This is a genomic window from Streptomyces incanus (assembly GCF_042656345.1).
Lineage (GTDB): Bacteria > Actinomycetota > Actinomycetes > Streptomycetales > Streptomycetaceae > Streptomyces > Streptomyces incanus.
This window is the reverse complement of sequence record NZ_JBHSPC010000025.1, coordinates 52,566-75,495: the sequence shown is the minus strand read 5'-3', so window position 1 is coordinate 75,495 and position 22,930 is coordinate 52,566. Positions and strand designations below refer to the sequence as shown.

At 72.4% G+C, this 22,930-nt stretch carries 22 protein-coding genes and 1 riboswitch; of the genes, 9 read left to right on the top strand and 13 right to left on the bottom strand.

Annotated features, from left to right (window positions below):
- Positions 1-84: 84 nt before the first annotated feature.
- The 3 genes from ACFP2V_RS10045 to ACFP2V_RS10035 form a co-directional block, all read right to left on the bottom strand.
- On the bottom strand, positions 85-510 hold the full coding sequence (locus tag ACFP2V_RS10045; protein ID WP_381208694.1) for a DUF3040 domain-containing protein: 426 nt from the start codon (positions 508-510) through the stop codon (positions 85-87).
- 291 nt (positions 511-801) lie between these two features.
- Positions 802-1,572: a methyltransferase gene (locus ACFP2V_RS10040; protein ID WP_381208691.1), complete on the bottom strand. Its 771-nt coding sequence runs from the start codon at positions 1,570-1,572 to the stop codon at positions 802-804.
- Positions 1,573-1,755: 183 nt separating this feature from the next.
- Positions 1,756-2,355 (bottom strand): SAV_6107 family HEPN domain-containing protein, encoded by a 600-nt coding sequence (locus ACFP2V_RS10035; protein ID WP_381208688.1) that lies wholly within the window; start codon positions 2,353-2,355, stop codon positions 1,756-1,758.
- 181 nt (positions 2,356-2,536) lie between these two features.
- Between ACFP2V_RS10035 and ACFP2V_RS10030 the strand changes: the two genes are divergently transcribed.
- On the top strand, positions 2,537-3,166 hold the full coding sequence (locus tag ACFP2V_RS10030) for a TetR/AcrR family transcriptional regulator (protein WP_381208685.1): 630 nt from the start codon (positions 2,537-2,539) through the stop codon (positions 3,164-3,166).
- Positions 3,167-3,628: 462 nt separating this feature from the next.
- The gene (locus tag ACFP2V_RS10025) at positions 3,629-5,176 is read left to right on the top strand and encodes a phytoene desaturase family protein (protein ID WP_381208682.1); all 1,548 of its coding nucleotides are present in this window, start codon (positions 3,629-3,631) and stop codon (positions 5,174-5,176) included.
- 61 nt (positions 5,177-5,237) lie between these two features.
- Here the strand turns inward: ACFP2V_RS10025 and ACFP2V_RS10020 are convergent, their stop codons facing one another.
- The 6 genes from ACFP2V_RS10020 to ACFP2V_RS09995 all read right to left on the bottom strand — a co-directional run bounded on the left by ACFP2V_RS10020 (position 5,238) and on the right by ACFP2V_RS09995 (position 10,482).
- Positions 5,238-6,221 carry an SCO2102 family sporulation regulator gene (locus ACFP2V_RS10020; protein ID WP_381208679.1) on the bottom strand — a complete coding sequence of 328 codons (984 nt, stop codon included), beginning with the start codon at positions 6,219-6,221 and terminating at the stop codon, positions 5,238-5,240.
- A gap of 56 nt (positions 6,222-6,277) precedes the next feature.
- The gene (gene metF, locus ACFP2V_RS10015) at positions 6,278-7,201 is read right to left on the bottom strand and encodes a methylenetetrahydrofolate reductase [NAD(P)H] (RefSeq protein WP_381208676.1); all 924 of its coding nucleotides are present in this window, start codon (positions 7,199-7,201) and stop codon (positions 6,278-6,280) included.
- A 159-nt stretch (positions 7,202-7,360) separates the two neighbouring features.
- Entirely contained in the window at positions 7,361-8,041 is a 681-nt protein-coding gene (thiE, locus tag ACFP2V_RS10010) for a thiamine phosphate synthase (protein WP_381208673.1), read from the bottom strand.
- A 366-nt stretch (positions 8,042-8,407) separates the two neighbouring features.
- Positions 8,408-8,773, bottom strand: coding sequence for an Rv2175c family DNA-binding protein (locus ACFP2V_RS10005; RefSeq protein ID WP_381208670.1), 366 nt, complete (start codon positions 8,771-8,773; stop codon positions 8,408-8,410).
- An 83-nt stretch (positions 8,774-8,856) separates the two neighbouring features.
- Complete coding sequence (locus ACFP2V_RS10000) at positions 8,857-10,098, bottom strand: NAD(P)/FAD-dependent oxidoreductase (protein WP_381208667.1); 1,242 nt, start codon at positions 10,096-10,098, stop codon at positions 8,857-8,859.
- Positions 10,099-10,137: 39 nt separating this feature from the next.
- The gene (locus ACFP2V_RS09995) at positions 10,138-10,482 is read right to left on the bottom strand and encodes an avidin-fold protein (RefSeq protein WP_381208664.1); all 345 of its coding nucleotides are present in this window, start codon (positions 10,480-10,482) and stop codon (positions 10,138-10,140) included.
- A gap of 58 nt (positions 10,483-10,540) precedes the next feature.
- Positions 10,541-10,652: riboswitch (TPP riboswitch) on the top strand.
- On the opposite strand from ACFP2V_RS09995, the gene thiO reads away from it, so the two are divergent.
- From thiO to ACFP2V_RS09970, 5 genes are all read left to right on the top strand, one after another.
- Positions 10,650-11,846, top strand: a complete 1,197-nt coding sequence (gene thiO / locus ACFP2V_RS09990) for a glycine oxidase ThiO (protein WP_381208661.1) — start codon at positions 10,650-10,652, stop codon at positions 11,844-11,846. It overlaps the preceding riboswitch by 3 nt.
- The gene (gene thiS / locus ACFP2V_RS09985; RefSeq protein ID WP_381208658.1) at positions 11,843-12,079 is read left to right on the top strand and encodes a sulfur carrier protein ThiS; all 237 of its coding nucleotides are present in this window, start codon (positions 11,843-11,845) and stop codon (positions 12,077-12,079) included. Before thiO ends, thiS begins: the two co-directional genes overlap by 4 nt.
- 2 nt (positions 12,080-12,081) lie before the next feature.
- On the top strand, positions 12,082-12,876 hold the full coding sequence (locus ACFP2V_RS09980) for a thiazole synthase (RefSeq protein WP_381208655.1): 795 nt from the start codon (positions 12,082-12,084) through the stop codon (positions 12,874-12,876).
- Positions 12,877-13,498: 622 nt separating this feature from the next.
- Positions 13,499-15,460 carry a Stk1 family PASTA domain-containing Ser/Thr kinase gene (gene pknB / locus ACFP2V_RS09975; RefSeq protein ID WP_381208652.1) on the top strand — a complete coding sequence of 654 codons (1,962 nt, stop codon included), beginning with the start codon at positions 13,499-13,501 and terminating at the stop codon, positions 15,458-15,460.
- A gap of 76 nt (positions 15,461-15,536) precedes the next feature.
- Positions 15,537-16,418, top strand: a complete 882-nt coding sequence (locus tag ACFP2V_RS09970; RefSeq protein WP_381208649.1) for a deoxyribonuclease IV — start codon at positions 15,537-15,539, stop codon at positions 16,416-16,418.
- Between the two features lie 37 nt (positions 16,419-16,455).
- Here the strand turns inward: ACFP2V_RS09970 and ACFP2V_RS09965 are convergent, their stop codons facing one another.
- Entirely contained in the window at positions 16,456-17,103 is a 648-nt protein-coding gene (locus ACFP2V_RS09965; protein WP_381208646.1) for a sulfite oxidase-like oxidoreductase, read from the bottom strand.
- A gap of 184 nt (positions 17,104-17,287) precedes the next feature.
- Between ACFP2V_RS09965 and bfr the strand changes: the two genes are divergently transcribed.
- Positions 17,288-17,806 (top strand): bacterioferritin, encoded by a 519-nt coding sequence (bfr, locus tag ACFP2V_RS09960; RefSeq protein ID WP_381208643.1) that lies wholly within the window; start codon positions 17,288-17,290, stop codon positions 17,804-17,806.
- Positions 17,807-17,829: 23 nt separating this feature from the next.
- On the opposite strand, the gene ACFP2V_RS09955 is transcribed toward bfr, so the two are convergent.
- The gene (locus ACFP2V_RS09955) at positions 17,830-18,066 is read right to left on the bottom strand and encodes a (2Fe-2S)-binding protein (protein ID WP_381208640.1); all 237 of its coding nucleotides are present in this window, start codon (positions 18,064-18,066) and stop codon (positions 17,830-17,832) included.
- A gap of 192 nt (positions 18,067-18,258) precedes the next feature.
- Entirely contained in the window at positions 18,259-19,611 is a 1,353-nt protein-coding gene (locus ACFP2V_RS09950; RefSeq protein WP_381208637.1) for a class II 3-deoxy-7-phosphoheptulonate synthase, read from the bottom strand.
- A 329-nt stretch (positions 19,612-19,940) separates the two neighbouring features.
- Here ACFP2V_RS09950 and ACFP2V_RS09945 point away from each other — a divergent pair, with 329 nt between their 5' ends.
- Entirely contained in the window at positions 19,941-21,887 is a 1,947-nt protein-coding gene (locus ACFP2V_RS09945; protein WP_381208634.1) for an anthranilate synthase family protein, read from the top strand.
- Here ACFP2V_RS09945 and ACFP2V_RS09940 read toward each other — a convergent pair.
- A complete protein-coding gene (locus tag ACFP2V_RS09940; RefSeq protein ID WP_381208631.1) occupies positions 21,839-22,834 on the bottom strand; it encodes a 2-hydroxyacid dehydrogenase in 996 nt (331 codons plus the stop codon). The genes ACFP2V_RS09945 and ACFP2V_RS09940 overlap by 49 nt on opposite strands.
- Positions 22,835-22,930: the final 96 nt, after the last annotated feature.

Genomic DNA, 22,930 nt, shown 5'->3' with positions numbered 1-22,930 from the left:
GACACGTGTCAGGGGGTGACCACCGGCTCGGTGGTCACCCCCTGACACGTGTCTTTGCGCAGGTCCTGGAGTGGTGTGGGGGAGCTACTGCCCGCCGCCCTGCTCGTCGCGGCGGCGCTGCCAGCGCTCTTCTATGCGGCCCATCACGGAGCGCCGCTGCCTGCCCTGCTGCCGGCCGGACTGCGGCACGCCGGGGGAGCCAGCGGCACCGGCGGCGTCGGCCACCTGCTCACCGGGCTTGGGCGCCTTGCGCCAGCCGGTCACCGCGAGAACCGCGCAGCCCAGCATGACGAGGAATCCCACCACACTGAGCCAGACCTGCTGGGCGACCATTCCGGCCATGAGGAGCGCAATACCTACGAGGAAGCCCACGATCGCCTGGTAGACCCGCCGACGGGTGTACGTACGCAGGCCGCTTCCCTCGAGCGCCGACGCGAACTTGGGATCTTCGGCGTACAGCGCTCGCTCCATTTGCTCGAGCATGCGCTGCTCGTGCTCCGAGAGCGGCACGGCGTCCTCCTCATCGTGCAGTCGCCGGGGCGACCCGGGGGGTCCCTTCAGGATAGGCAGGGATTCGCCCCCATGAAACCCGCCCCTCTGCGCCAATTGGCCAACCGGCTCCCGTCATGGGCGTCCCGGCCCGCTCGAGGCTTCTCATTCCCCGATGGCCAGGCCGTCATGCCGGACGGTCTCCCTCGATCATACGGTGCCCAGCCGCCATTCGGGGGGCCTGTGGCGGACTCCATGCGCGGTGCGGCAGACGGACGCGTCGCTGATCAGCGACGCGTCGCAGGCGGCTGCTCAGGCCCCTTCGGCCCCCGGCGCCTCACCGAGCACATGGAGCTGGGTGGCCACGGAGTGGAAGGCGGCGAGTTCGGCCGCCGCGGCCTCCAGCTTCAGCAGTTCGTCGAGGGCTCCGGGCTCGGTGTCCACCAGCCCGCCGGGGACGAGGTCGGCGAAGACCCGCACACCGTGCACGGCGCCGACCCGCAGACCCGCTCCCTCGACCAGAGCGGTGAGCTGACCCGCGGTGAAACGGCGCGGCACGGGGTCGCCCGCGCCCCATCGGCCGTTCGGGTCGTCGAGCGCCTGCCGGGCCTCCTTGAAATGACCGGCGAGGGCGCGGGAGAGCACGGCGCCACCGAGGCCGGCGGCGAGCAGGCTGAGGACGCCCTCGGGACGCAGGGCGGCCACCGTGTTGCGCACCCCCTCGGCCGGGTCGTCGACGTACTCCAGGACTCCGTGGCACAGCACCACGTCGTAGCCGCCGCGCTCGGCGACGTCGAAGAGGCCGTGGGCGTCGCCCTGGACGCCGCGGACCCGGTCGGCGACGTCGGCCTCGGCGGCGCGGCGCTCCAGGGCGAACAGCGCGTTGGGGCTGGGGTCGACGACGGTGACCCGGTGGCCGAGGCGGGCCACGGGCACGGCGAAGTTGCCGCTGCCGCCGCCGGTGTCGAGGACGTTCAGCGCCGGCCGTCCCGTCGCCTTGGCCCGGCGTTCCAGGGCGTCCTGGAGGACCTCCCAGACCACGGCGGTACGGAGGGCGGCGCGGGGGCGCAGGGTGTCCGGCACGGTAGTTGACTCCTCGGCGCGGCACCGCCTCGTTCACGGCGGAGCGATCGGGCTGCCTCCCCGGCCCGGACAGGGGACGCGGAGGCTTCAGGCGTCTTCCACCCTATTGCCTGCGCCGCATTGCCCGCGCCGCGCTGCCCCGCCACCGCCGGGCGGGAGCGGGGCGGGGACCGGGAGGAGCGCTCAGCCCGCGTCGGGCGTCTCGCGGGCCATGCCGCCGTCCGGGCCGTGGTCGCCCGGGGTGCGGCCGTCGGGGTGGTCGCAGGGATCCACGTCCGTGCGGGACTGCGGGAGGACGGGCTGGAGGGCGAACATCCGCTCGACCAGGCGCAGGAACATCGTCGCGTCCCGTATCAGGTCGTCGGCGTCCCGGCCGCCGGCCGCGCCCCGGATGCCCGCCTCGGCGCGGGCGCGGCGCCGGGCGCCCGAGGCGAACAGGGCACTCCATTCGGTGAGTTCGGGCGCGATCTCGGGGAGCACTTCCCAGGCGCTCCGGATTTTGCTCCGGGCCCTGGGCGAGGCCTCGGGCCGTCCCCGTGCGGCGAGCACGGCGGCGGCGGTGCGCAGGGCGGCGAGGTGGGCCGTCGCGTAGCGCTCGTTGGGGGTGTCGAGGGCGGTGGCCTCGTCGAGTCCGGCACGGGCCTGGGCGAGCAGGTCGAGGGTGGCGGGCGGGGCGGTGGCGCGGCGCAGCACGGGGTGGACATCGCTCGCGGGGCCGGTCAGTGAGGGGGCAGGGCCGGTGGCGCGGCGCCGGTGGGCGGCGGCTGCGGACGAGTGGGCCATGACGAACCTCCTGTCGTCTTCGTGACGGCTCTGTGGCCGTATGTGTTCATCGTGAGGTATGCCACTGACAATCCGTTCCGACCTGGGGTTTCGCTTCGATCGACTGTTCGGTTCCGGGCGGGCCGGCCGCGGGGCCGAGCCTGTGGAGGGGCGGGCCGGCGGTGCTGTGAGAATCAGGGGCATGGAACGCAGCAGTGCCACGTCGGGCGGCAGCACCCGCCGCGAGGCCACCCGGCAGAAGCTCTACGAGGCAGCCGTCACGCTCATCGCGGAGCAGGGCTTCTCCGCCACCACCGTGGACGAGATCGCCGAGCGGGCGGGGGTCGCGAAGGGCACGGTCTACTACAACTTCGCGAGCAAGTCGGTCCTCTTCGAGGAACTGCTGCGGCACGGGGTCGGGCTCCTCACCGCCTCTCTGCGGGAGGCGGCCGAGCGGACGGCCGGGGCGGGCGGCGGCAAGGTCGACGCCCTGGACGCGATGGTCCGGGCGGGGCTGGTCTTCATCGACCGCTACCCGGCCTTCACCCAGCTGTACGTGGCCGAGCTGTGGCGCACCAACCGAGTCTGGCAGTCCACGCTGCTGGTGGTCCGGCAGCAGGCCGTGGCGGTCGTCGAGGACGTGCTGCGCGCGGGCGTGGACAACGAGGAGTTCGGTGCGGAGATCGATATTCCGCTGACGGCGGCGGCGCTGGTCGGCATGGTGCTGGTGGCCGCGCTGGACTGGCAGGCGTTCCAGCCGGAGCGTTCTCTGGACGACGTGCACTCGGCGCTGTCCCGGCTGCTGCAGGGACGTGTGAGCGGCCCCTGCTGAGGCGGCGGGCGACCGCACCCGGCGACCGGCGGCGGTCGCCGACCGGCCCGGGACGCGAGAAGTGCCGGTCCGACGGTGGCTGCGTCCCCCGCGAGCCACTGCCGGACCGGCGCCTTCCTTGCTCCCTGTGCGTCCCCCCGTGGAACCCCCGTTGCGGTCGTCCCCCGGTTCCCCCGTGCCTCGCTCCCGCCGACACGGCCGGCGGAAGGAGCGGATCGCGGGCCCGGACCGTTCCGGCGCCCCGTGTCGCCGGTTCCGGAGCCGTGCCCCTCTCCGTGGTCTCCACTCTCTCGTTTTCGCAGGTCGTGGCCCATCCGCGCGCGTACTCATCTCGGGGACTAGGTACGGATACTCACTCCTGCGCATCCGGCCCCACACGGCCCGGCCGCCTGCTGGTCACCGGGGCGTGGGCGATGGTAGTCGGGTCCGAGGATGTCCGTGGGGGCGGATAAAGTCCCTGACATGGCACGGATTGCGGTGATCGGCGCCGGGCTGGGCTCGATGGCGGCCGCTGCCCGGCTGGCCGTCGCGGGCCACCGGGTGGCGGTGTACGAGCGGACGGACACGTACGGCGGCGCGCTGCGCCGGCTGGAGCGGGAGGGCTTCGCCTTCGACACCGGCCCCGGGCTGCTCCCGCTGCCGGCGGTCTACCGCGATCTGTTCCTGAAGACGGGCAAGGAGCCGTTGGAGGCCCGCGTCGAGCTGGTCCAGGTCGACCCGTCGTCGCACCACGTGTTCGCGGACGGTACGCGCGTCCCGCTGCCGAACGCGTCCCGCGCGGGTGTCGTCTCCGCCCTGGACGCGGCCCTCGGCCCTGCCGCCGCCAACCGCTGGGGCGACTTCCTGGTACGGGCCCGCGAGACCTGGGACAGGACCCGCAGGCCGCTCCTGGAGGAGCCGTTGTGGCCCGACTGGCAGGTGCTGGCCGGGCGCGAGCCCTACCCGGCCGTCCCCCACAGGAAGCTGCTGCGCACGCGCACGGCGGGCACACTCTCCGAGGTCGCCGCCTGGGAGCTGCGCGATCCCCGGCTGGCCTCCCTGCTGGAGGGGTACGCGCTCGAGCACGGGCTGGACCCCCGGTCCACGCCGGCGAGTGCGGCGGTGCTGCCGTACATGGAGCACGCCTTCGGCACCTGGTACGTCCGCGGCGGCATGCGGGAGCTGGCCCGCGCGGTGTACGAGCGGTGCCTGGCCCGCAGGGTGGAGTTCCATTTCGGTGCCGAGGTCACCGGGGTGCTGGAGAAGGACGGCCGGGTGGCGGGCGTGGAGTTCACCGGGGGCGCTTCCCCGGACCCCGGCTCCGGCTCCGGCGGCGGGAGCGGGAGCGGGGCGGTGGCCGAGGCGGATCATGTGATCGCCGGGGTGATGCCCGGCGTGCTGGACCGGCTGACCCGGGGGACGCGGGTGCGGGGTGAGGGCGAGGTGGTGGGCCGTTTCGGGACAGCGAGCCGTCTGACGGTGCTGCTGGCGCTGCGCGGCGGACGTCCCGAGGGGACACCGCACCGGACGGTCGTGCACACCCTGGACCGGGAGGCCGAGCTGGAGTCCCTGTTCGGCTCCCCCGCGGGCCTGCCCGCACACCCCACGGTCACGGTCCTGCGCCCCGACGACCCGGCCCTGGTCCCCGACGCGGACCATGAGGCGGTCACCCTCACCTCGGCGGTGCCCGCGGGCTCCGCCGGACCGGGCCTGGACGAGCACGCTCGGAACATGATCACCGCCGCCGAGCGGGCCGTGCCCGGCCTGCGCGGCCGTCTCCTGCACAGCGAGGTCCGCACCCCGGACGACATCGCGGAGGCGACGGGCGCGGAGGGCGGAGCGGTGCCCGTCCCGGCGCTCGCCGCGGCGGGCGGGCGCCTGCTGCACCCGTCCAACAGCACCGGCATACCGGGGCTGTTGACGGTGGGCGGCTGGTCGCACCCCGGCGGGGGCCTCCCGCACGCCGGGATGTCGGGCGCGCTGGTCGCGGGCCTGATCGTGGAGGGACCGGAGTTCCGCGGGTCCCAGTGAGCGGCGGTGGACCGGGGCGGCTCACCGTCCGGGACGGACGGCCGCGGCGGGCCGGGCCGGGTCAGTAACGGTACTGCTGCTCGTCGTACCCGTTGCCGTCCCCGTTGCCCGGGGTCTGGCCCTGCCGGCCGTTGTCCTGGTACGGGTACGGCTGCTCCTGCGGGAGTTCGCCGCCGTACGGGTCGTCGGTGTTGCGCTGCTGCGGGACCCACAGGCCGCCTGCCGGGGTCTCGCCGCCGTAGCCGCCGCCGTACTGGTCCTGGCCGTAGCCCTGCTGACCGTACTGCTGCTGCGGGTCGGTGTATCCGGTGTCGTACGAGGTCCCGTCGTAGGTCGGGTTGCCGATGTACGGGTCGGAGTAGGCGGCGTACTGCTGCTGTTGGCCCGTGGTGTCGTAGGACTGCTGCTGGCCGTAACCGGAGTAGCCGTAGGCGTAGTTCTGGCCGGTGTCGTAGCCCTGGTCGGCGCTCTGGGCGGTGGCCGCGTACTGGTCCTGGGCGGGGGTGCCGTACCCGTTGTCGCCGTAGACGCCGTACGAGCCGGTGTCGTCGGGCATGGGCTGCGGCTCGTAGACGGCGGTGGTCTCGGCGTCCGCCTGCTGCTCGCCGCGCACGGGCGTGAACACGTCGTCGCGGTCGTAGTCGTCGTCGGCTCCGTAGGAGGCCCGGTCGCGGCGCTGCTCGGCGCCCTCGTCACCGTACCTGTCGCCGATGGCCTCCAGGTCGGAGACCTCCAGGGTCGGCTCCTCCCGCCCGCGCTCACCACGGCCGCCCTTGACGGCGGACAGGAGTGGGGCGTTGACCGCCCAGCCGGCCTCGAAGCCGCGGCGGAACGACAGCGTGACGTAGGTCTGGCCGATCGCGAAGGCGATGGCGCCCAGGCCGATCACGACGACGGACGGGATCAGCACACCGAACACGACGCCCACAAAGCCCGCGAAGGCGAGCAGCCGCCAGCGCAGACGTGCCTTGTACTGCAGCAGCACCTCACCGAGCAGCCACAACGCGACAACACCGAACGCGATGTAGAGGACCGTCCAGCCCATGTACGCCCCTCTCCCAGTGGCCGCTACGCAGTGTGTCGTACACCGCTGCGACCGGTCTAGGCCCGCAGTGGGTGATGCAGGCCCAGGTTCTCGTAGATTTCCAGCGTCGCCGTGGAGTTGTTCAGCGTGATGAAGTGCAGTCCGGGCACTCCCTCGGCCAGCAGCCGTGCGCAGAACTCCGTGGCGAACTCGATACCGATGGAGCGTACCGCCGCCGGATCGTCCGCCGCTGCGAGGATCCGCTCTTTCAGGGCATCCGGGAACGACGCGTTACTGAGCTGCGGCAACCTCTCCAACATCTTCACACTGGTCACCGGCATGATCTCCGGAATCACCGGTGTCCCGCAGCCCGCCGCGTCGACCCGATCGCGCAGGCGCAGATAGGACTCGGGCTGGAAGAACATCTGGGTGATCGCGTAGTCGGCGCCGGCCCGGCACTTGTCGACGAAGCGTGCGACGTCCGTGTCCCAGTCGGACGACCTCGGGTGCATCTCCGGGAAGGCGGCGACACCCACGCAGAAGTCACCCGACTCCTTGATGAGCCGGACGAGTTCGGCGGCGTAGGTCAGGCCCTGCGGATGCGGGATCCAGTCGGCCATCGGGTCGCCGGGCGGGTCGCCCCGCACGGCGAGCATGTTGCGGATCCCGGCGTCGGCGTACTGGCCGATGATGTTGCGCAGTTCGGCGACGGAGTGGTTGACCGCGGTGAGGTGGGCGACCGGGGTGAGGGTGGTGTCGGCGACGATCTGCTCGGTCTCGTGGACCGTGCCCGCGCGGGTGGACCCTCCGGCGCCGTACGTGACGGAGACGAAGTCCGGGGCGACCGCCTCGACCCTGCGCAGCGCACTCCAGAGGTTCCGCTGGCCCTTGGGCGTCTTCGGCGCCGAGAACTCGAACGAGTACGTCGTCTTTCCGGCAGCGAGCATGTCACGCACAGTGCGCGCGTGATCAGTCCTGACGGATGCTGTTCCGAGGGCCATACCCGCAGGTTAGCCAGGGGGCGCCGGTCCCCCAACCGGATGCGGGTGATTTGCCGGAATTGCCGACTTGTTGTCCACCCTTTGGACACGCGGTGACGAGTGGGGCGGCAGGGCGGCGGGGGCGGCCCCGGCGGCGGGTGACGGGCGGCGGCAGGGGCGTCAGCGGCGGGTGCCCGGTGCCGCCTGCCGCAGCCGCCTCGTGAACTCGGCCGCCGCCGCGCCCGGGTCGTCCGCCTCGGTGATGGCCCGTACGACGACGACCCGGCGGGCGCCGGCCTCCAGGACCTCGTCGAGGTTGCCGAGGTCGATGCCGCCGATGGCGAACCAGGGGCGGTCGGTGCCGAGGGCGGCGGCATACCGGACCAGGCCGAGGCCGGGGGCGTGGCGGCCGGGCTTGGTGGGGGTGGGCCAGCAGGGACCGGTGCAGAAGTAGTCCACGCCGTCCTGCACGGCGGCCGCGGCGGCCTCGGACCCGGCGTGCGTGGAGCGGCCGATCAGGATGTCCTCGCCGAGGACGGCCCGGGCCGCGGGAACGGGGAGGTCGCCCTGTCCGAGGTGCAGTACGTCGGCGCCGGCGGCGTGGGCGACGTCCGCGCGGTCGTTCACCGCGAGCAGCTTGCCGTGCCGGGCACAGGCGTCCGCGAGGACCTCCAGGTGCTCCAGCTCCTCGGCGGCCTCCATGCCCTTGTCCCTGAGCTGGACGATGTCGACGCCGCCGGCCAGGACCGCGTCCAGGAACTCCGCGAGGTCGCCCTGCCGCTTGCGGGCGTCGGTGCAGAGATAGACCAGGGAGTCGGCGAGGCGGGCGCGCGGGGCGGTGCCTGCGGCGGTGTCGGGCATGCGGGAGTCCCCCGTGTGTCGGTGGCGGCCGGGCCCGGCCGGCGCGGGACGGGCCCGGTGGGTCGTCGGCGGATGCCCCACGGCCCACCGGGGCCGGCGGAGCGCACGCCGCAACGGACCCTATGCCGCTGCCCCGGCGACCGGTCGCGAGCGGGCCGGGCGAGCGGGCCGGCGGCCGCCTGGATCGTGGGGCCCTCCCGGCGCCCTGTGACAGCGGCGCCGGAGGGCGGTTTCCTGGCCGGGTACCTGCACGGGTGCGGGCGCGGGCCAGGCCCCGCGTACGCACACGGGTGCAGGCGCGGGTGCGGGTGCACACGAGGACGCGCGTACCGGCACTTGTGCGGGGCCCGGCGTTCCTCCCCGGGGTCAGACGGCGAGCGCCTGGGCGCGGCGCTTCACCTCCGTGCCGCGGTTCTCGCTCAGCGCCTGCGCGGGCGTGCCCGGCAGGCTCTCGTCGGGAGTGAAGAGCCATTCCAGCATCTCTTCGTCCGTGAAGCCGTCGTCCCGCAGGAGCGTCAGGGTCCCGGAGAGGCCCTTGACGACCTTGTCCTCGTCGATGAAGGCGGCGGGGACGTGCAGTGCGCGGTTCTCACCCCGGCGTACGGCGATGAGCTGGCCCTCCTTGACCAGTTGCCGGACGCGCGTCACCTCGACGCCGAGCATCTCGGCGATGTCGGGAAGGGTGAGCCAGGCGGGGACGAGAACATCGATCTTTGCGTCAATCTCGGTCACGGGACAAGCCTGCCATCTGGCACTGACAGCCGGAAGTCGGACCCCTCCACCTGGGCGGACGTATCAACCCGAAGGATCCCGGTTCACGCCTTCGCCGACTTCAGCGGTCTCGCCGGGTCGGCCAGCAGCGTCTCGTCCATCACCGTGCCCGCCTCGATCAGCCGGCGCCCCTGGGCCAGGTCGCGGGGGCGGCCCACCGCCAGCAGCGCGACCAGCCGGGACGCGCGGAGCCAGCAGACCGTCCACGCCGGGCCGTCGGCCTCTCCGCGCCACACCGTCCGGTCGGCGTCCGCGTGGTGCCCGGCGTACTGGACGAAGCGTCCGAACTGCTCGGACCAGAAGTACGGCACCGGGTCGTACACCGCGCGGGGCGCATCGGTGGCCGCCCCGATGATGTTCACCGCGACCGTGCGCGGGCCCTGGAGGGCGTTGTCCCAGTGGTGCACCAGCAGGCGTTCGCCGTACCGCTTCGAGGGGAAGGACGCACAGTCGCCGACCGCGTACACGTCCGGCACGGAGGTCGTCAGGCGGGCGTCGGCGACCACCTCGCCGTGCTCGCCGAGCTCGATCCCCGAGCCGGCCAGCCAGGCGGTGGCGGGGCGGGCACCGATACCGACGACGACGGCGCCCGCGGGCAGCCGCGAGCCGTCGTCGAGCACCACCGCGCCGGGCTCGACGCGCTCCACGCGCGCGTGTGTCCGCAGCACCACTCCCGCGTCGTCGTACCAGGCCGTCATCGGGGCGGCCACCTCGGCGGGCAGCGCCTCGGCCAGGGGCCGGTCGGCGGCCTCCACGACGGTGACCGCGCAGCCCGCCTCGCGCGCCGCCGTGGCGAACTCCGCGCCGATCCAGCCGGCACCGACGACCACGATGTCCTGCCGGCGCGCGAGCACCGGCCGCAGCCGTTCGACGTCGTCCAGGGTGCGCAGCAGGTGAACGCCCGGCACCCCCTCCGCACCCGGCAGCCGGACCGGTTCGGCGCCGGTCGCGACGACCAGCACGTCGTAGGGGACCGGCCCGGCCTCCGTGTCCAGCTCGTGGTCGGCGGGACGCAGCCCGAACACCTCGCAGCCGAGCCGCAGTTCGATGCCGAGCGCCTCGAAGTCGACGTCGAAGGCGGAGCCCTCCGCCGTGCCGAGCAGCACCGCCTTGGACAGGGGTGGCCGGTCGTACGGCTGGTGGGGTTCGGCGCCGATCAGCGTCACGGTGCCGGTGAAACCCTGCTCCCGGAGGGCGACGGCGGTCTGCACGCCGGCCATTCCGGCCCCCGTCACCACCACGCGCCGCGGCTCGGACGGTCCCCGTTCCTGCGTCTGCTCGCTCACCTGATCACCATAGACACCTGCCCCATGGCCGGGCAGGTCTCAGGGGGCCGTGAGCTGCTCCACCACGCTGGTGCCGCTGCCCGGCTGCGACTCCCACTCCCAGGTCTCCTCCAGCCGCACCCGCCCGTCGGGCAGTTCCACGACCGTCGACTCGCAGTGGCCACAGGAGGTGGTGCCGTCGTGCTTGAGCTGCACGTACCGGAAGTCCAGCCGGTCCCCCTCCCTGGTGCCCACCAGGTGTCCGCGGACGACGTCACCGCCCGCGTACTCGGCCCAGATCCGGCCGTTCCGCTCGTGGTAGACGAACCGGGTGCGGGTGCCGACCTGCCCCGGCGCCTGGTCGGCGACCGGGGAGAGAACCAGGCCGTCGAGTGAACCAGCCATGTGAAGACTCCCGCCCGTTCGTTGTTCCGGCATTGTTCCGGGGCTAGGCTGGCCACGGTAAAGCACTCGCGGGAGTCCGGGCGCACCGGGCTGAGAGGGAGGCTGGCGGCCTCCGACCGTATGAACCTGATCCGGGTCATGCCGGCGAAGGGAGGGGCTGGACGCCCATGTCGCCCACACACACCTCGGGCACCCCGCGCGCTCCGGGACGTTCTCCGGACGTCCTCGTCGTCGGGGGCGGGATCATCGGCCTGGTCACGGCCTGGCGGGCCGCGCAGCGCGGACTGACCACGACCGTGCTGGACCCCGAGCCGGGCGCCGGCGCCGCCCAGGTGGCCGCCGGGATGCTGGCCGCCGTCACGGAACTGCACTACGGCGAGCAGACCCTGCTCGGTCTGAATCTCGCCTCCGCGCGCCGCTACCCCGACTTCGCGGCCGAGCTCACCGAGGCCACCGGCCATGACCTCGGCTACCGCCGCTGCGGCACGCTCGCGGTCGCGCTGGACGCCGATGACCGTGCCCATCTGCGCGAACTGCACGTCCTGCAGCAGCAGTCGGGGCTCGACGCGCAGTGGCTGTCCGGGCGGGAGTGCCGACGCCTGGAGCCGATGCTCGCACCGGGTGTGCGCGGCGGGCTGCGGGTGGACGGCGACCACCAGATCGACCCCCGGCGCCTGGCGGCCGCGCTGGTGACCGCCTGCGAGCGGGCGGGAGTGGTGATGCACCGCGCGTGGGCCGAGCGGCTCGCCGTCGCCGGGGAGCGGGCCACGGGCGTGGTCACCGCCGACGGCGCCGCGCTGAGCGCCGGGCAGGTCGTGCTCGCCGGCGGCAGCCTCAGCGGGCGGCTCGCGGGGATCCCGGCCCAGGCGCTGCCTCCGGTACGTCCGGTGAAGGGGCAGGTGGTCAGGCTCGCGATGCCGGACCGGTTCGGTCCGTTCCTGAGCCGGACGGTACGCGCGGTGGTGCGCGGCAGCCATGTGTACCTGGTGCCGCGCGAGAGCGGGGAGCTGGTGATCGGGGCGACCAGTGAGGAACAGGGCTGGGACACGACCGTCACCGCGGGCGGGGTGTACGAACTGCTGCGCGACGCCCACGAACTCGTCCCCGGGATCACCGAACTGCCGCTCACCGAGACCCGGGCCGGGTTGCGCCCCGGCTCCCCCGACAACGCGCCGCTGCTCGGCCCGTCCGCGCTGGCGGGGCTGGTCCTCGCGACCGGGCACCACCGCAACGGCGTGCTGCTCACACCGGTCACGGGCGACGTTCTGGCCGAGGTCCTGACCACCGGTGAACTCCCGGCCCAGGCACGTCCCTTCACGCCCCGGCGGTTCACCGCCGCCGCACTCACGGAGCAACCCGCATGAACGATCCGGCGAATGCCACGGCCCACGACACCGTCTCCCTCTCCGTCAACGGCGCGCCGCGCGAGGTGGCTTCCGGTACGGCGCTCGACGCTCTGGTCGCCACTTTGACCTCGGCTCCCTCCGGGGTGGCCGCCGCCCTCAACGAGACCGTCGTCCCGCGCACGCGGTGGCCGCTCACGTCCCTCTCCGAGGGTGACCGGGTGGAAGTCCTGACCGCCGTCCAAGGAGGCTGACCATGGCCGACGATCCGTTCGTTCTCGGCGGTACGTCCTTCACGTCCCGGCTGATCATGGGGACCGGCGGGGCGCCCAGCCTCGAGGTGCTGGAGCGGGCGCTGGTGGCGTCCGGTACGGAGCTGACGACCGTGGCGATGCGGCGAGTGAACGCCTCGGTGCACGGATCGGTCCTGTCGGTGCTGGACAAGCTGGGCATCCGGGTGCTGCCGAACACGGCGGGCTGCTACACCGCCGGTGAGGCGGTGCTCACCGCGCGTCTGGCGCGGGAGGCGCTCGGCACCGATCTGGTCAAGCTGGAGGTCATCGCCGACGAGCGCACCCTGCTGCCGGACCCGATCGAGCTGCTGGAGGCGGCGGAGCGGCTGGTCGACGACGGGTTCACGGTGCTGCCCTACACCAATGACGACCCGGTGCTGGCACGGAAACTGGAGGACGCCGGCTGTGCGGCGATCATGCCGCTGGGGTCACCGATCGGGTCCGGGCTCGGCATCCGCAACCCGCACAACTTCGAGCTGATCACGCAGCGCGCGCGCGTGCCGGTGATCCTGGACGCGGGCGCCGGTACGGCGTCGGACGCGGCGCTGGCGATGGAGCTGGGGTGCGCGGGGGTGATGCTCGCCTCGGCGGTGACGCGGGCGCAGGAGCCGGTGCTGATGGCCGCCGCCATGCGCAGTGCGGTCGAGGCGGGGCGGCTGGCCAGGCGGGCGGGGCGGATTCCGCGGCGGCACTTCGCCGAGGCCTCGTCTCCTGCCGAGGGCCTTGCCGCGTTGGATCCGGAGCGGCCCGCGTTCTGAGGGGGTTGCCGTTGGAGCGCGCCTCCGGACGACACGCGGGTCTACGCCCCGGTGGTGCCGACCTCGGCGCCTGCTCGGTGCGACGTCGCCGCAGGTCGGCCACTTCCAGCACATGGCGCAGGCGCGGAACCGAAATGGTGTGCCATTGATCTGCACGCCCTTACCGGGCTGTTCTCCCCTCCACGCGCCACCCGTTTCCGGTCGGTCGGGGGCTGGGGGCCCCTCGTGGATGCGCACCGCCCTCGGCGGCTGCCGCGCCGTGGCCCGGACCGCATCCCGCCACCTCCCTGAGCCGGTACCCGTGCCCGCGACGGGATGTGTTCCAGGGCCGGAGCCGAATCCGCGCCGGGATGTGTTCCGGAGCCGGAGCCGAATCCGCGCCGGAGCATGACCCTGGTTCCGGATCGGGCCCGTCGGAACACATTGCCGGGCCGGGACCGCATCCGCCGCGGAGCACGATCCCGGGCCAGAACCGCACCTGCGGTGGGCGTGGTCCCGGGCCGCAGCCACACCCTTCCCGAGCCGCACGCATGCGTGGGTTGCGTCACAGGTCGGCTGCAGTCGCGGCCCGATCCGCGACGAAGCGGCTGGGGGTGTCGGCGGCTGCTCGTAGACTCCCTGCGTGGACACGACCCTTCAGGACCCTCTGGTCGGGCAGGTGCTCGACGGTCGGTATCGCGTCGAGGCGCGTATCGCGGTCGGCGGGATGGCCACGGTCTACCGGGCCGTGGACACCCGCCTCGACCGCGTGCTCGCGCTCAAGGTGATGCACCCGGCGCTCGCCGCCGACGGTTCCTTCGTCGACCGGTTCATCCGCGAGGCGAAGTCGGTGGCCCGTCTGGACCATCCGAACGTGGTGCAGGTCTTCGACCAGGGCACCGACCGGGGGTACGTGTACCTGGCGATGGAGTACATCGCCGGCTGCACCCTGCGGGACGTGCTGCGCGAGCGCGGGGCGCTGCAGCCGCGCGCCGCGCTGGACATCCTGGAGCCGATGCTGGCCGCGCTCGGTGCCGCGCACCGGGCCGGTTTCGTGCACCGGGACATGAAGCCGGAGAACGTCCTGATAGGGGACGACGGCCGGGTCAAGGTCGCCGACTTCGGCCTGGTCCGGGGTGTGGGCACGGTGACGAACACCACCGGCACCGTGCTGGGCACGGTCTCCTACCTGGCACCGGAGCAGATCGAGAGCGGTACCGCCGACCCCCGTGTGGACGTCTACGCGTGCGGCATCCTGCTCTACGAGATGCTGACCGGTGAGCGGCCGCACGAGGGCGACTCCCCCGCGATCGTGCTCTACAAGCATCTGCACGACGACGTGCCGCCACCGTCGGCCGTCGTCCCCGGTATGGCGTACGCGCTGGACGAGCTGGTCGCGTCGGCGACCGCGCGCAACCCGGAGGTCCGTCCGTACGACGCGGTGGCGCTGCTCGCACAGGCCCGCGAGGCCCGCGGCGGCCTGGACGCGGCGCAGTTGGACGCGCTGCCGCCACAGGCGCTGTCGTCGGAGCACCACAACGGGGACGACCGCACGAGCGTCATCCCGCGCGCGCTGACGGTGCCCCGCCCGCTGCCCGTCGACGAGGACGACGAGCGGCACGGGCGCGGCGGCGGGGCGGACTCCTACCACCGCACCAGCCGGCTCCGGACCCCGGCGCCGCTGCCGCCCCGGCGCGGCCCGGGGCTGCGCGCTCCGGCGCTGCTGCGCGGCCCGATGACGATCGTCGTCGTGGTGCTGCTGGTCCTCGGCGCCGGAGCGGGCGTCTGGTACATCAACTCGGGCCAGTTCACCAAGGTCCCGCCGCTGCTGGCGAAGACCGAGAAGGAGGCCCGGGACCGGCTGGCGGAGGCCGGGCTGGAGGTCGGCCGGGTCGAGGAGGCGTACAGCGACTCCGTGAAGCGGGGCACGGTGATCCGTACGGACCCGGCGGCGGGCTCCCGTATCCGCGGCACCGACTCGGTCTCGCTGACCCTCTCCAAGGGGCCGGAGACCGTGAAGGTGCCCGATGTGGGCGGCGTCGCGCTGGACAAGGCGCGGGCGACGCTGAAGAACGTGGGCCTGGAGCCGGGCATGGTCACCCGGGAGTTCAGCGAGGACGTGGCCAAGGGCTCCGTGATCTCCACCGGGCCGGCCGGGGGCACCGAGGTCCGTGCGGGCTCGGCGGTGGCGCTCACCGTGAGCAAGGGCAACCCGGTGGACATCCCCGACGTGACCGGCCAGAAGTCGGCGGACGCGCGCGCCGAGCTGGAGGCGGCCGGCCTCGAGGTGGAGATCGCCACCGAGCGGATCACCTCCGAGCACGACGCGGGCCGGGTGGTCCGGCAGAGCCCGGAGGCGGGCAGTGAGGCCGTCGAGGGGGACACCGTGACGCTCACGCTGTCCAAGGGACCCGAGATGATCGAGGTTCCCGACGTGGTCGGCGACAGCGTGGGCGAGGCCACAAAGGCGCTGGAGGCGGCCGGGTTCCAGGTGGAGGAGGACCGCGGGCTCCTCGGCCTGTTCGGCGACACGGTCAGGGGGCAGTCCGTGGCGGGCGGGGACACCGCGCCCAAGGGCTCGACGATCACCCTCAAGATCCGCTGACCCCCTGCCCGCCGGCGGCCGCCGGGCCCGCTGGTCCACTGACGGCCGCCGGACAACGGCATGACACCCTGGAAGGGTGAAGATTCACCTGTCCGGCCCTGCCCGCAACCCGGTCGGCGGCCATGTCCCCGTGGCCGGCGGTCTGCATTCCGTCGGTCTGTCCTACGCCCGTGAGCTGCGCGCGGAGGCCGTTCAGGTCTTCGTCGCCAACCCGCGCGGCTGGGCGACGCCGGCCGGCAACCCGAAGCAGGACGAGGCCTTCCGCGAGGCGTGCGCGGCCGAGTCGATCCCGGCGTACGTGCATGCCCCGTACCTGATCAACTTCGGGTCCCACACCCGGGCGACCGCCGAGCGGTCCACCGGGTCACTGCGGCACTCGCTGCGGCGCGGGCGCGAGATCGGGGCGCTGGGCGTGGTGGTCCACACCGGCAGCGCGACGGGTGGACGGGAGCGGTCGGTGGCGCTGGCGCAGGTACGGGAGTATCTGCTGCCGCTGCTCGACGAGCTCACCCATGACGACGACCCGTTCCTGCTCCTCGAGTCGACGGCCGGCCAGGGTTCCTCCCTCTGCTCGCGGACCTGGGACTTCGGGCCGTACTTCGAGGTGCTGGACGCCCACCCGAAACTGGGCGTCTGCCTGGACACCTGCCATGTCTTCGCGGCCGGCCACGATCTGACCGGGCCGAACGGGATGCATCAAACACTGGATCTGCTGGTGGACACGGTCGGCGAGGGACGGCTGAAACTGATCCACGCCAATGACTCCATGGATGTGGTCGGCGCGCACAAGGACCGTCACGCGAACATCGGCGACGGCCATATCGGCGAGGACCCGTTCCGCGCGTTGATGACGCACCCCGCGACCGAGGGCGTGCCGCTGATCATCGAGACGCCCGGCGGCAAGGAGGGCCATGCGGCGGACGTGGAGCGGCTGAAGAAGCTCCGGGGAGCGTCGTAGCCCCCCGCGGTCCTGGGTGACGCGCGCCGGACCGGGCTCAGAGCTCGGGGCCCTCCCCGGGCTCCTCCTGGTACGAGTAACGCTGTTCCCTCCAGGGATCGCCGATGTTGTGGTAGCCGCGCTCCTCCCAGAAACCGCGGCGGTCGGCGGTCATGTACTCCACTCCACGGACCCATTTGGGTCCCTTCCAGGCGTACAGATGGGGGACGACCAGACGGAGCGGAAACCCGTGCTCGGCGGTCAGCAGCTCGCCGTCCTTGTGGGTGGCGAAAAGGGCCCGTTCGGACGCGAAGTCCGCCAGGCGCAGGTTGGAGCTGAATCCGTACTCGGCCCAGACCATCACATGGGTGACGTCGGGCGCGGGCGGGGCGAGCTCCAGGAGGGTACGGGACGGAATGCCGCCCCATTCGGCGCCGAGCATGCTGAACTTGGTGACACAGTGCAGGTCGGCCACGACGCTGCGGTACGGCAGGGCCGTGAACTCCTCATGGTTCCAGCAGTGCTTGTCGCCGTCGGCGGTGGCGCCGAACACCCTGAACTCCCAGCGCTCGGGCCGAAACTTGGGCACCGGCCCGTAGTGCGTGACCGGCCAGCCCTTCTGCAGTCGCTGCCCCGGCGGGAGCTCGAACCGTGCCTCTTCCTCCGCTGCGCGCTCTCCCGATTCGCGTTCCGCCGGCTGACCCATGCTTCCATCCTGACAGACCCGGCGTAACGCCTCGGACCGGGGCCCCATGAAACTGGGCAATGCGGGTCAAATAACAGCAAGTACGCCCTTACTTACTAAGTCAACACTTACTGGACGACCTTCTCCGCCGGTGGAATCATGCGGCGCACCTGGCCCGTTCATTCGTACGGAAGGAGCCTCTGCGATGCAGGGCGACCCCGAAGTCATCGAATTCCTCAACGAGCAGCTGACCGCCGAGCTGACCGCGATCAACCAGTACTTCCTGCATTCGAAACTGCAGGACCACAAGGGGTGGACCAAGCTCGCCGAGTACACGCGCGCCGAGTCCTTCGACGAGATGCGGCACGCGGAACTCCTCACCGACCGCATCCTGCTGCTCGACGGCCTGCCCAACTACCAGCGGCTCTCCCACGTGCAGGTCGGGCAGACGGTGACGGAGATGTTCCAGGCCGACCGGAAAATCGAGGTCGAGGCCATCGACCGCCTGCGCCGGGGCGTGGAGGTCATGCGCAACAAGAACGACATCACGTCCGCCAACATCTTCGAGGCGATCCTCGCCGACGAGGAGCACCACATCGACTACCTGGACACCCAACTGGAACTCATCGAGAAGCTGGGCGAGGCGCTGTACCTGTCGACGGTGATCGAGCAGTCCCAGCCGGACCCCTCAGGCCCGGGAACGGGTGGGTTCTCGACCCACTAGACCGCCCACTGGACCGACAGGGCTCACGCGGCTTCGGGGAACTCCGTCGCGAGGGGCGACCGGCCCTGGTCGGCCGGCTGCCGGCGGGGGAAGGCGTCACGGCCGAGCAGCGCCTGGATGCGTCGCACGCAGCCGCCGCAGTCGGTGCCGGCCTTGCAGACGGAGGCGATCTGCCGGGGAGTGCAGGCCCCGGCATCCGCGTGACTCTTCACCTGTTCCTCGGTCACTCCGAAGCAGCTGCAGACGAACACGCGATTCACCTCCCGACGTAGCGTGGGTCGTGCCGTCCCGACTCCCGATCGGTGAGGCAAACCTAACCTTACCCGTCGCCCGAAGGGCACAAAAGTGGGGTGGGGTCGGATTCCATGTGATCCGTGCCCCACCCCTCGCCGTTTCGGCAGATGAGCGGGGGGTGACCGGTACCGGTACCGGTCACCCCCCGCCGCCGCTGCCTACTGGTCCCGGTACATCTCGGCGACGAGGAACGCCAGGTCCAGCGACTGGCTGCGGTTGAGCCGCGGGTCGCAGGCGGTCTCGTAGCGCTGGTGCAGATCGTCGACGAAGATCTCGTCGCCGCCGCCCACGCACTCGGTGACGTCGTCACCGGTGAGCTCCACGTGGATGCCGCCGGGGTGGGTGCCGAGCTCCTTGTGGACCTCGAAGAAACCCTTCACCTCGTCGAGCACGTCGTCGAAGCGGCGGGTCTTGTGGCCGGAGGCCGCCTCGAAGGTGTTGCCGTGCATCGGGTCGGTCACCCAGGCGACGGTGGCGCCGGAGGCGGTGACCTTCTCGACCAGCCCGGGCAGCTTGTCGCGGATCTTGTCCGCGCCCATGCGGACGATGAAGGTCAGCCGGCCGGGCTCGCGGTCCGGGTCGAGACGCTCGATGTACTGCAGCGCCTCCTCGGCCGTCGTCGTCGGGCCGAGCTTGATGCCGAGGGGGTTGCGGATCTTCGAGGCGAACTCGATGTGCGCGTGGTCCAGCTGCCGGGTGCGCTCACCGATCCACACCATGTGCGCGGAGACGTCGTACAGCTGTCCGGTGCGCGAGTCGACGCGGGTCAGCGCCGACTCGTAGTCCAGCAGCAGCGCCTCGTGCGAGGAGAAGAACTCGACGGTCTTGAACTCCTCCGGCTCGACCCCGCATGCCTGCATGAAGTTCAGCGCGTTGTCGATCTCGCGGGCGAGCTGCTCGTAGCGCTGGCCGGACGGGGACGACTTCACGAAGTCCTGGTTCCAGGCGTGCACCTGGCGCAGGTCGGCGTAGCCGCCGGTGGTGAAGGCGCGCACCAGGTTCAGCGTGGAGGCCGAGGCGTTGTACATCCGCTTCAGCCGCTCGGGGTCCGGGACGCGGGCGGCCTCGGTGAAGTCGAAGCCGTTGACGGAGTCGCCCCGGTAGGTGGGCAGCGTCACGCCGTCGCGGGTCTCGGTCGACTTGGAGCGCGGCTTGGAGTACTGGCCGGCGATCCGGCCCACCTTCACCACGGGCACGGACGCGGCGTACGTCAGTACGGCGCCCATCTGGAGCAGTGTCTTCAGCTTGGCCCTGATGTGGTCGGCGGACACCGCGTCGAAGGACTCGGCGCAGTCGCCGCCCTGGAGGAGGAACGCCTCTCCCTTGGCGACGGCCGCCATCCGGGCGCGCAGCTGGTCGCACTCGCCCGCGAAGACGAGCGGTGGATACGACTCGAGGTCCGCGATCACTGCGCGCAGAGCCTCCGTGTCGGGGTACTCGGGCTGCTGCACCGCGGGCAGGTCTCGCCAGGTGTTGCCAGCGCTCGGGCTGGTCTTAGCGTTCACGGTCACACCTCAACATTACGGGGTGGGACGGTGCCATCCGGGCGATGCCCAGGAAGTGAGACGGGGAACGCGCTCCGTGATCGGACGACGGACGCGTCGGAGCCGTCCCCGGCGGATGCGCTAGGGTGCGTCACATGTCCGCGCTTTCGACCCGGATCGGTTCGGCTCAGAACCCTTCCTCCCAGAACTGGTGGTGGCCCGCTTCTCCGGCGGCCCACTGACCTTGTAGCGCGTACGCAAGACTTCGCGAAGGCCGCCCGAGGGGCGGCCTTTCGGCGTTCGCGGACCGCGCGGCGCCCGCGGGTCGGCCCTCCCACATCGAGGGACCACGACCGATGAACCTGCTCGACCTGCTGGACGATCCCCGTCCGTTCGCGCTGCTGCGCCGCCGCACGCCCGGCCACGACGACACCGTGGTGGAGCTGCTGCTCGGCCCCGTCACCCCCCGTGACCGCCTGGCCGACCTTCCCGACGAGGGGCTGGCTCTCATCCCCTTCCGGCAGATCCGGGAGCGCGGTTTCGACGTGCGCGACGACGGCGCCCCGCTGCTGGTGCTGACCCCTGAGGAGCGCCACGAGATCCCGCTCGCCGAGGCCCTGGAGCAGTTGCCCGCGCACGCCGTGCGGGTGGAGGGCGGCGGCTTCGACGTCGACGACGACGAGTACGCCGGGATCGTCGGGCGGGTGCTGCGCGAGGAGATCGGGCGGGGCGAGGGCGCCAACTTCGTGATCCGGCGGACCTACGAGGGCGGGATCCCCGGGTTCGGGCGGGCCGACGCGCTGGCGCTGTTCCGGCGGCTGCTGGCGGGCGAGCGGGGCGCGTACTGGACGTTCGTGGTGCACACCGGGCGGGAGGCGGGAGGGCGGACGCTGGTCGGGGCGAGCCCCGAGGTGCATGTGCGGGCGTCCGGCGGGACGGTCGTGATGAACCCGATCAGCGGCACCTACCGCTACCCGGCCGGCGGGCCGACCCCCGAGCATCTGCTGGAGTTCCTCGCCGACGGCAAGGAGATCGAGGAGCTGTCGATGGTCGTCGACGAGGAACTCAAGATGATGTGCACCGTCGGTGACATGGGCGGGGTCGTGGTCGGGCCCCGGCTGAAGGAGATGGCGCACCTCGCGCACACCGAGTACGAGCTGCGCGGCCGGTCCTCGCTGGATGTGCGGGAGGTTCTGAAGGAGACCATGTTCGCCGCGACCGTCACGGGGTCGCCGGTGCAGAACGCCTGCCGGGTGATCGAGCGGCACGAGTCCGGCGGGCGCGGCTACTACGCGGGTGCGCTGGCGCTGCTCGGCCGGGACGCGGGCGGGGCCCAGACCCTTGACTCCCCCATCCTCATCCGCACCGCCGACATCGACGCGGCCGGGCGGCTGCGGGTGCCGGTCGGCGCCACGCTGGTGCGGGGCTCCGACCCGGCGGGCGAGGTCGCCGAGACCCACGCGAAGGCGGCCGGGGTACTGGCCGCGCTGGGGGTGCGTCCCGGGCGGCCGCGCGAGGAGTCCGTACGGCCGCGGCTGGCGGACGACCCCCGGGTGCGGGCGGCGCTGGACGGTCGGCGGGCCTCGCTGGCCCCGTTCTGGCTGCGGATGCGGGAGCAGCGGCCGTCGGACGGCCCGGTCGGCCGGACCCTGGACGGTCATGCGCTGGACGGTCCGGTCCTGGACGCTCACGCACTGGTCGTCGACGGGGAGGACACGTTCACTGCGATGCTCGCGCATGTGCTGCGCGCGTCGGGGCTCACGGTCACCGTCCGGCGGTACGACGAGCCCGGGCTGCGGAAGACGGTGCTCGGGCACGACGGCCCGGTCGTGCTGGGCCCCGGCCCCGGTGACCCGTCCGACACTCAGGACCCGAGGATGCGGTTCCTGCGCGGGCTGACCGCCGAGGTGATCGGGGCGGACCGGCACCACGGCGTTTTCGGTGTCTGCCTCGGCCACGAGCTGATCGCGGCCGAGCTGGGGCTGGAGACCGTCCGCAAGGAGGTGCCCTACCAGGGGGCGCAGACGGAGATCGACCTGTTCGGCCGACCGGAGACGGTCGGCTTCTACAACAGCTTCGTCGCGCGCTGCGACGACGGGGCGGCGGCGGAGCTGGCGGCGCACGGCATCGAGGTGAGCCGCGCGGCGAACGGCGAGGTGCACGCGCTGCGCGGGCCCGGCTTCGCGGCGCTGCAGTTCCACCCCGAGTCGGTGCTCACCCTGAACGGCGCGGCGATCGTCGCCGAGCTGATGGGTCAGCTGCGCGGGACCAGGACGTTCTCCGAGCGGCGGCCCTCGGTGTAGTCGAGGACGTTGGCCACCGTGGTGTCGATGATCTGGCCGACGGCGTCCACGGTGTAGTACGCCTGGTGGGAGGTGACCAGCACGTTCGGGAAGGTGACGAGGCGGGCCAGGGTGTCGTCCTCGATGGCCTCCAGGGACTTGTCGAGGAAGAACAGGCCCGCCTCCGCCTCGTACACGTCCAGTCCGACGCCGGTGAAGCGGCCCGCGCGCAGTTCGGCGACGAGCGCGGCGGTGTCGACGAGTCCGCCGCGGCTGGAGTTCACCAGGATCGCGTCGTCCCGCATCGTCCGCAGGGCGGCCTCGTCGATCAGGTGGAGGGTCTCCGGCAGCAGCGGGAGGTGCAGGCTGACCAGGTCGGACTCGGCGAGCAGCTGTTCCTTGGGCACGTAGGTCATGCCGAGGTCCCGGCAGGCGGGGTTCTCGACGACGTCCCAGCCGAGCAGCCGCATGCCGAAGCCGTGCGCGATCCGGGTGAACGCCTCGCCGATCTTGCCGGTGCCGATCACGCCGGCGGTGCGGCCGTGCAGGTCGCGGCCCATCAGCCCGTCGAGGCGGAAGTCGAAGTCCCGTGTGCGGGTGGAGGCACGGACGATACGGCGGTTGACGGCCATGGCGAGGGCCCAGGCGAACTCGGCGACCGCGTAGGGGGAGTAGTACGACACCCGGGCGACCGTCAGGCCGAGCCGCTCGGCCGTCTTCAGGTCGACGTTGTTGAAGCCGGTGGACCGTTGGGCGATCATCCGGGTGCCGCCGGCCGCCAGGCTCTCCAGGACTCCGGCGCCGAGGTCGCAGTTGACGCTGGTGGAGATCACCTCGTGGCCCGCCGCGATGGGGGCGGTGTCCTCGTTGAGGAAGACATGCAGGCCGCGCACCTCGTGGTGCCCTCGGAAGGCTCGCTCGATCAAGGGCTTCTCGTCGGCCTGCACACCGAACGCGAGGATTTCCACAGGGTCACTCCAGGGTCGTGCCGGGAACTCTTCCGTACCCGACGACTGCCGTACGCGGCAACCGCCTTGTGCGCGAATATACGGGGCCGGGGCGGA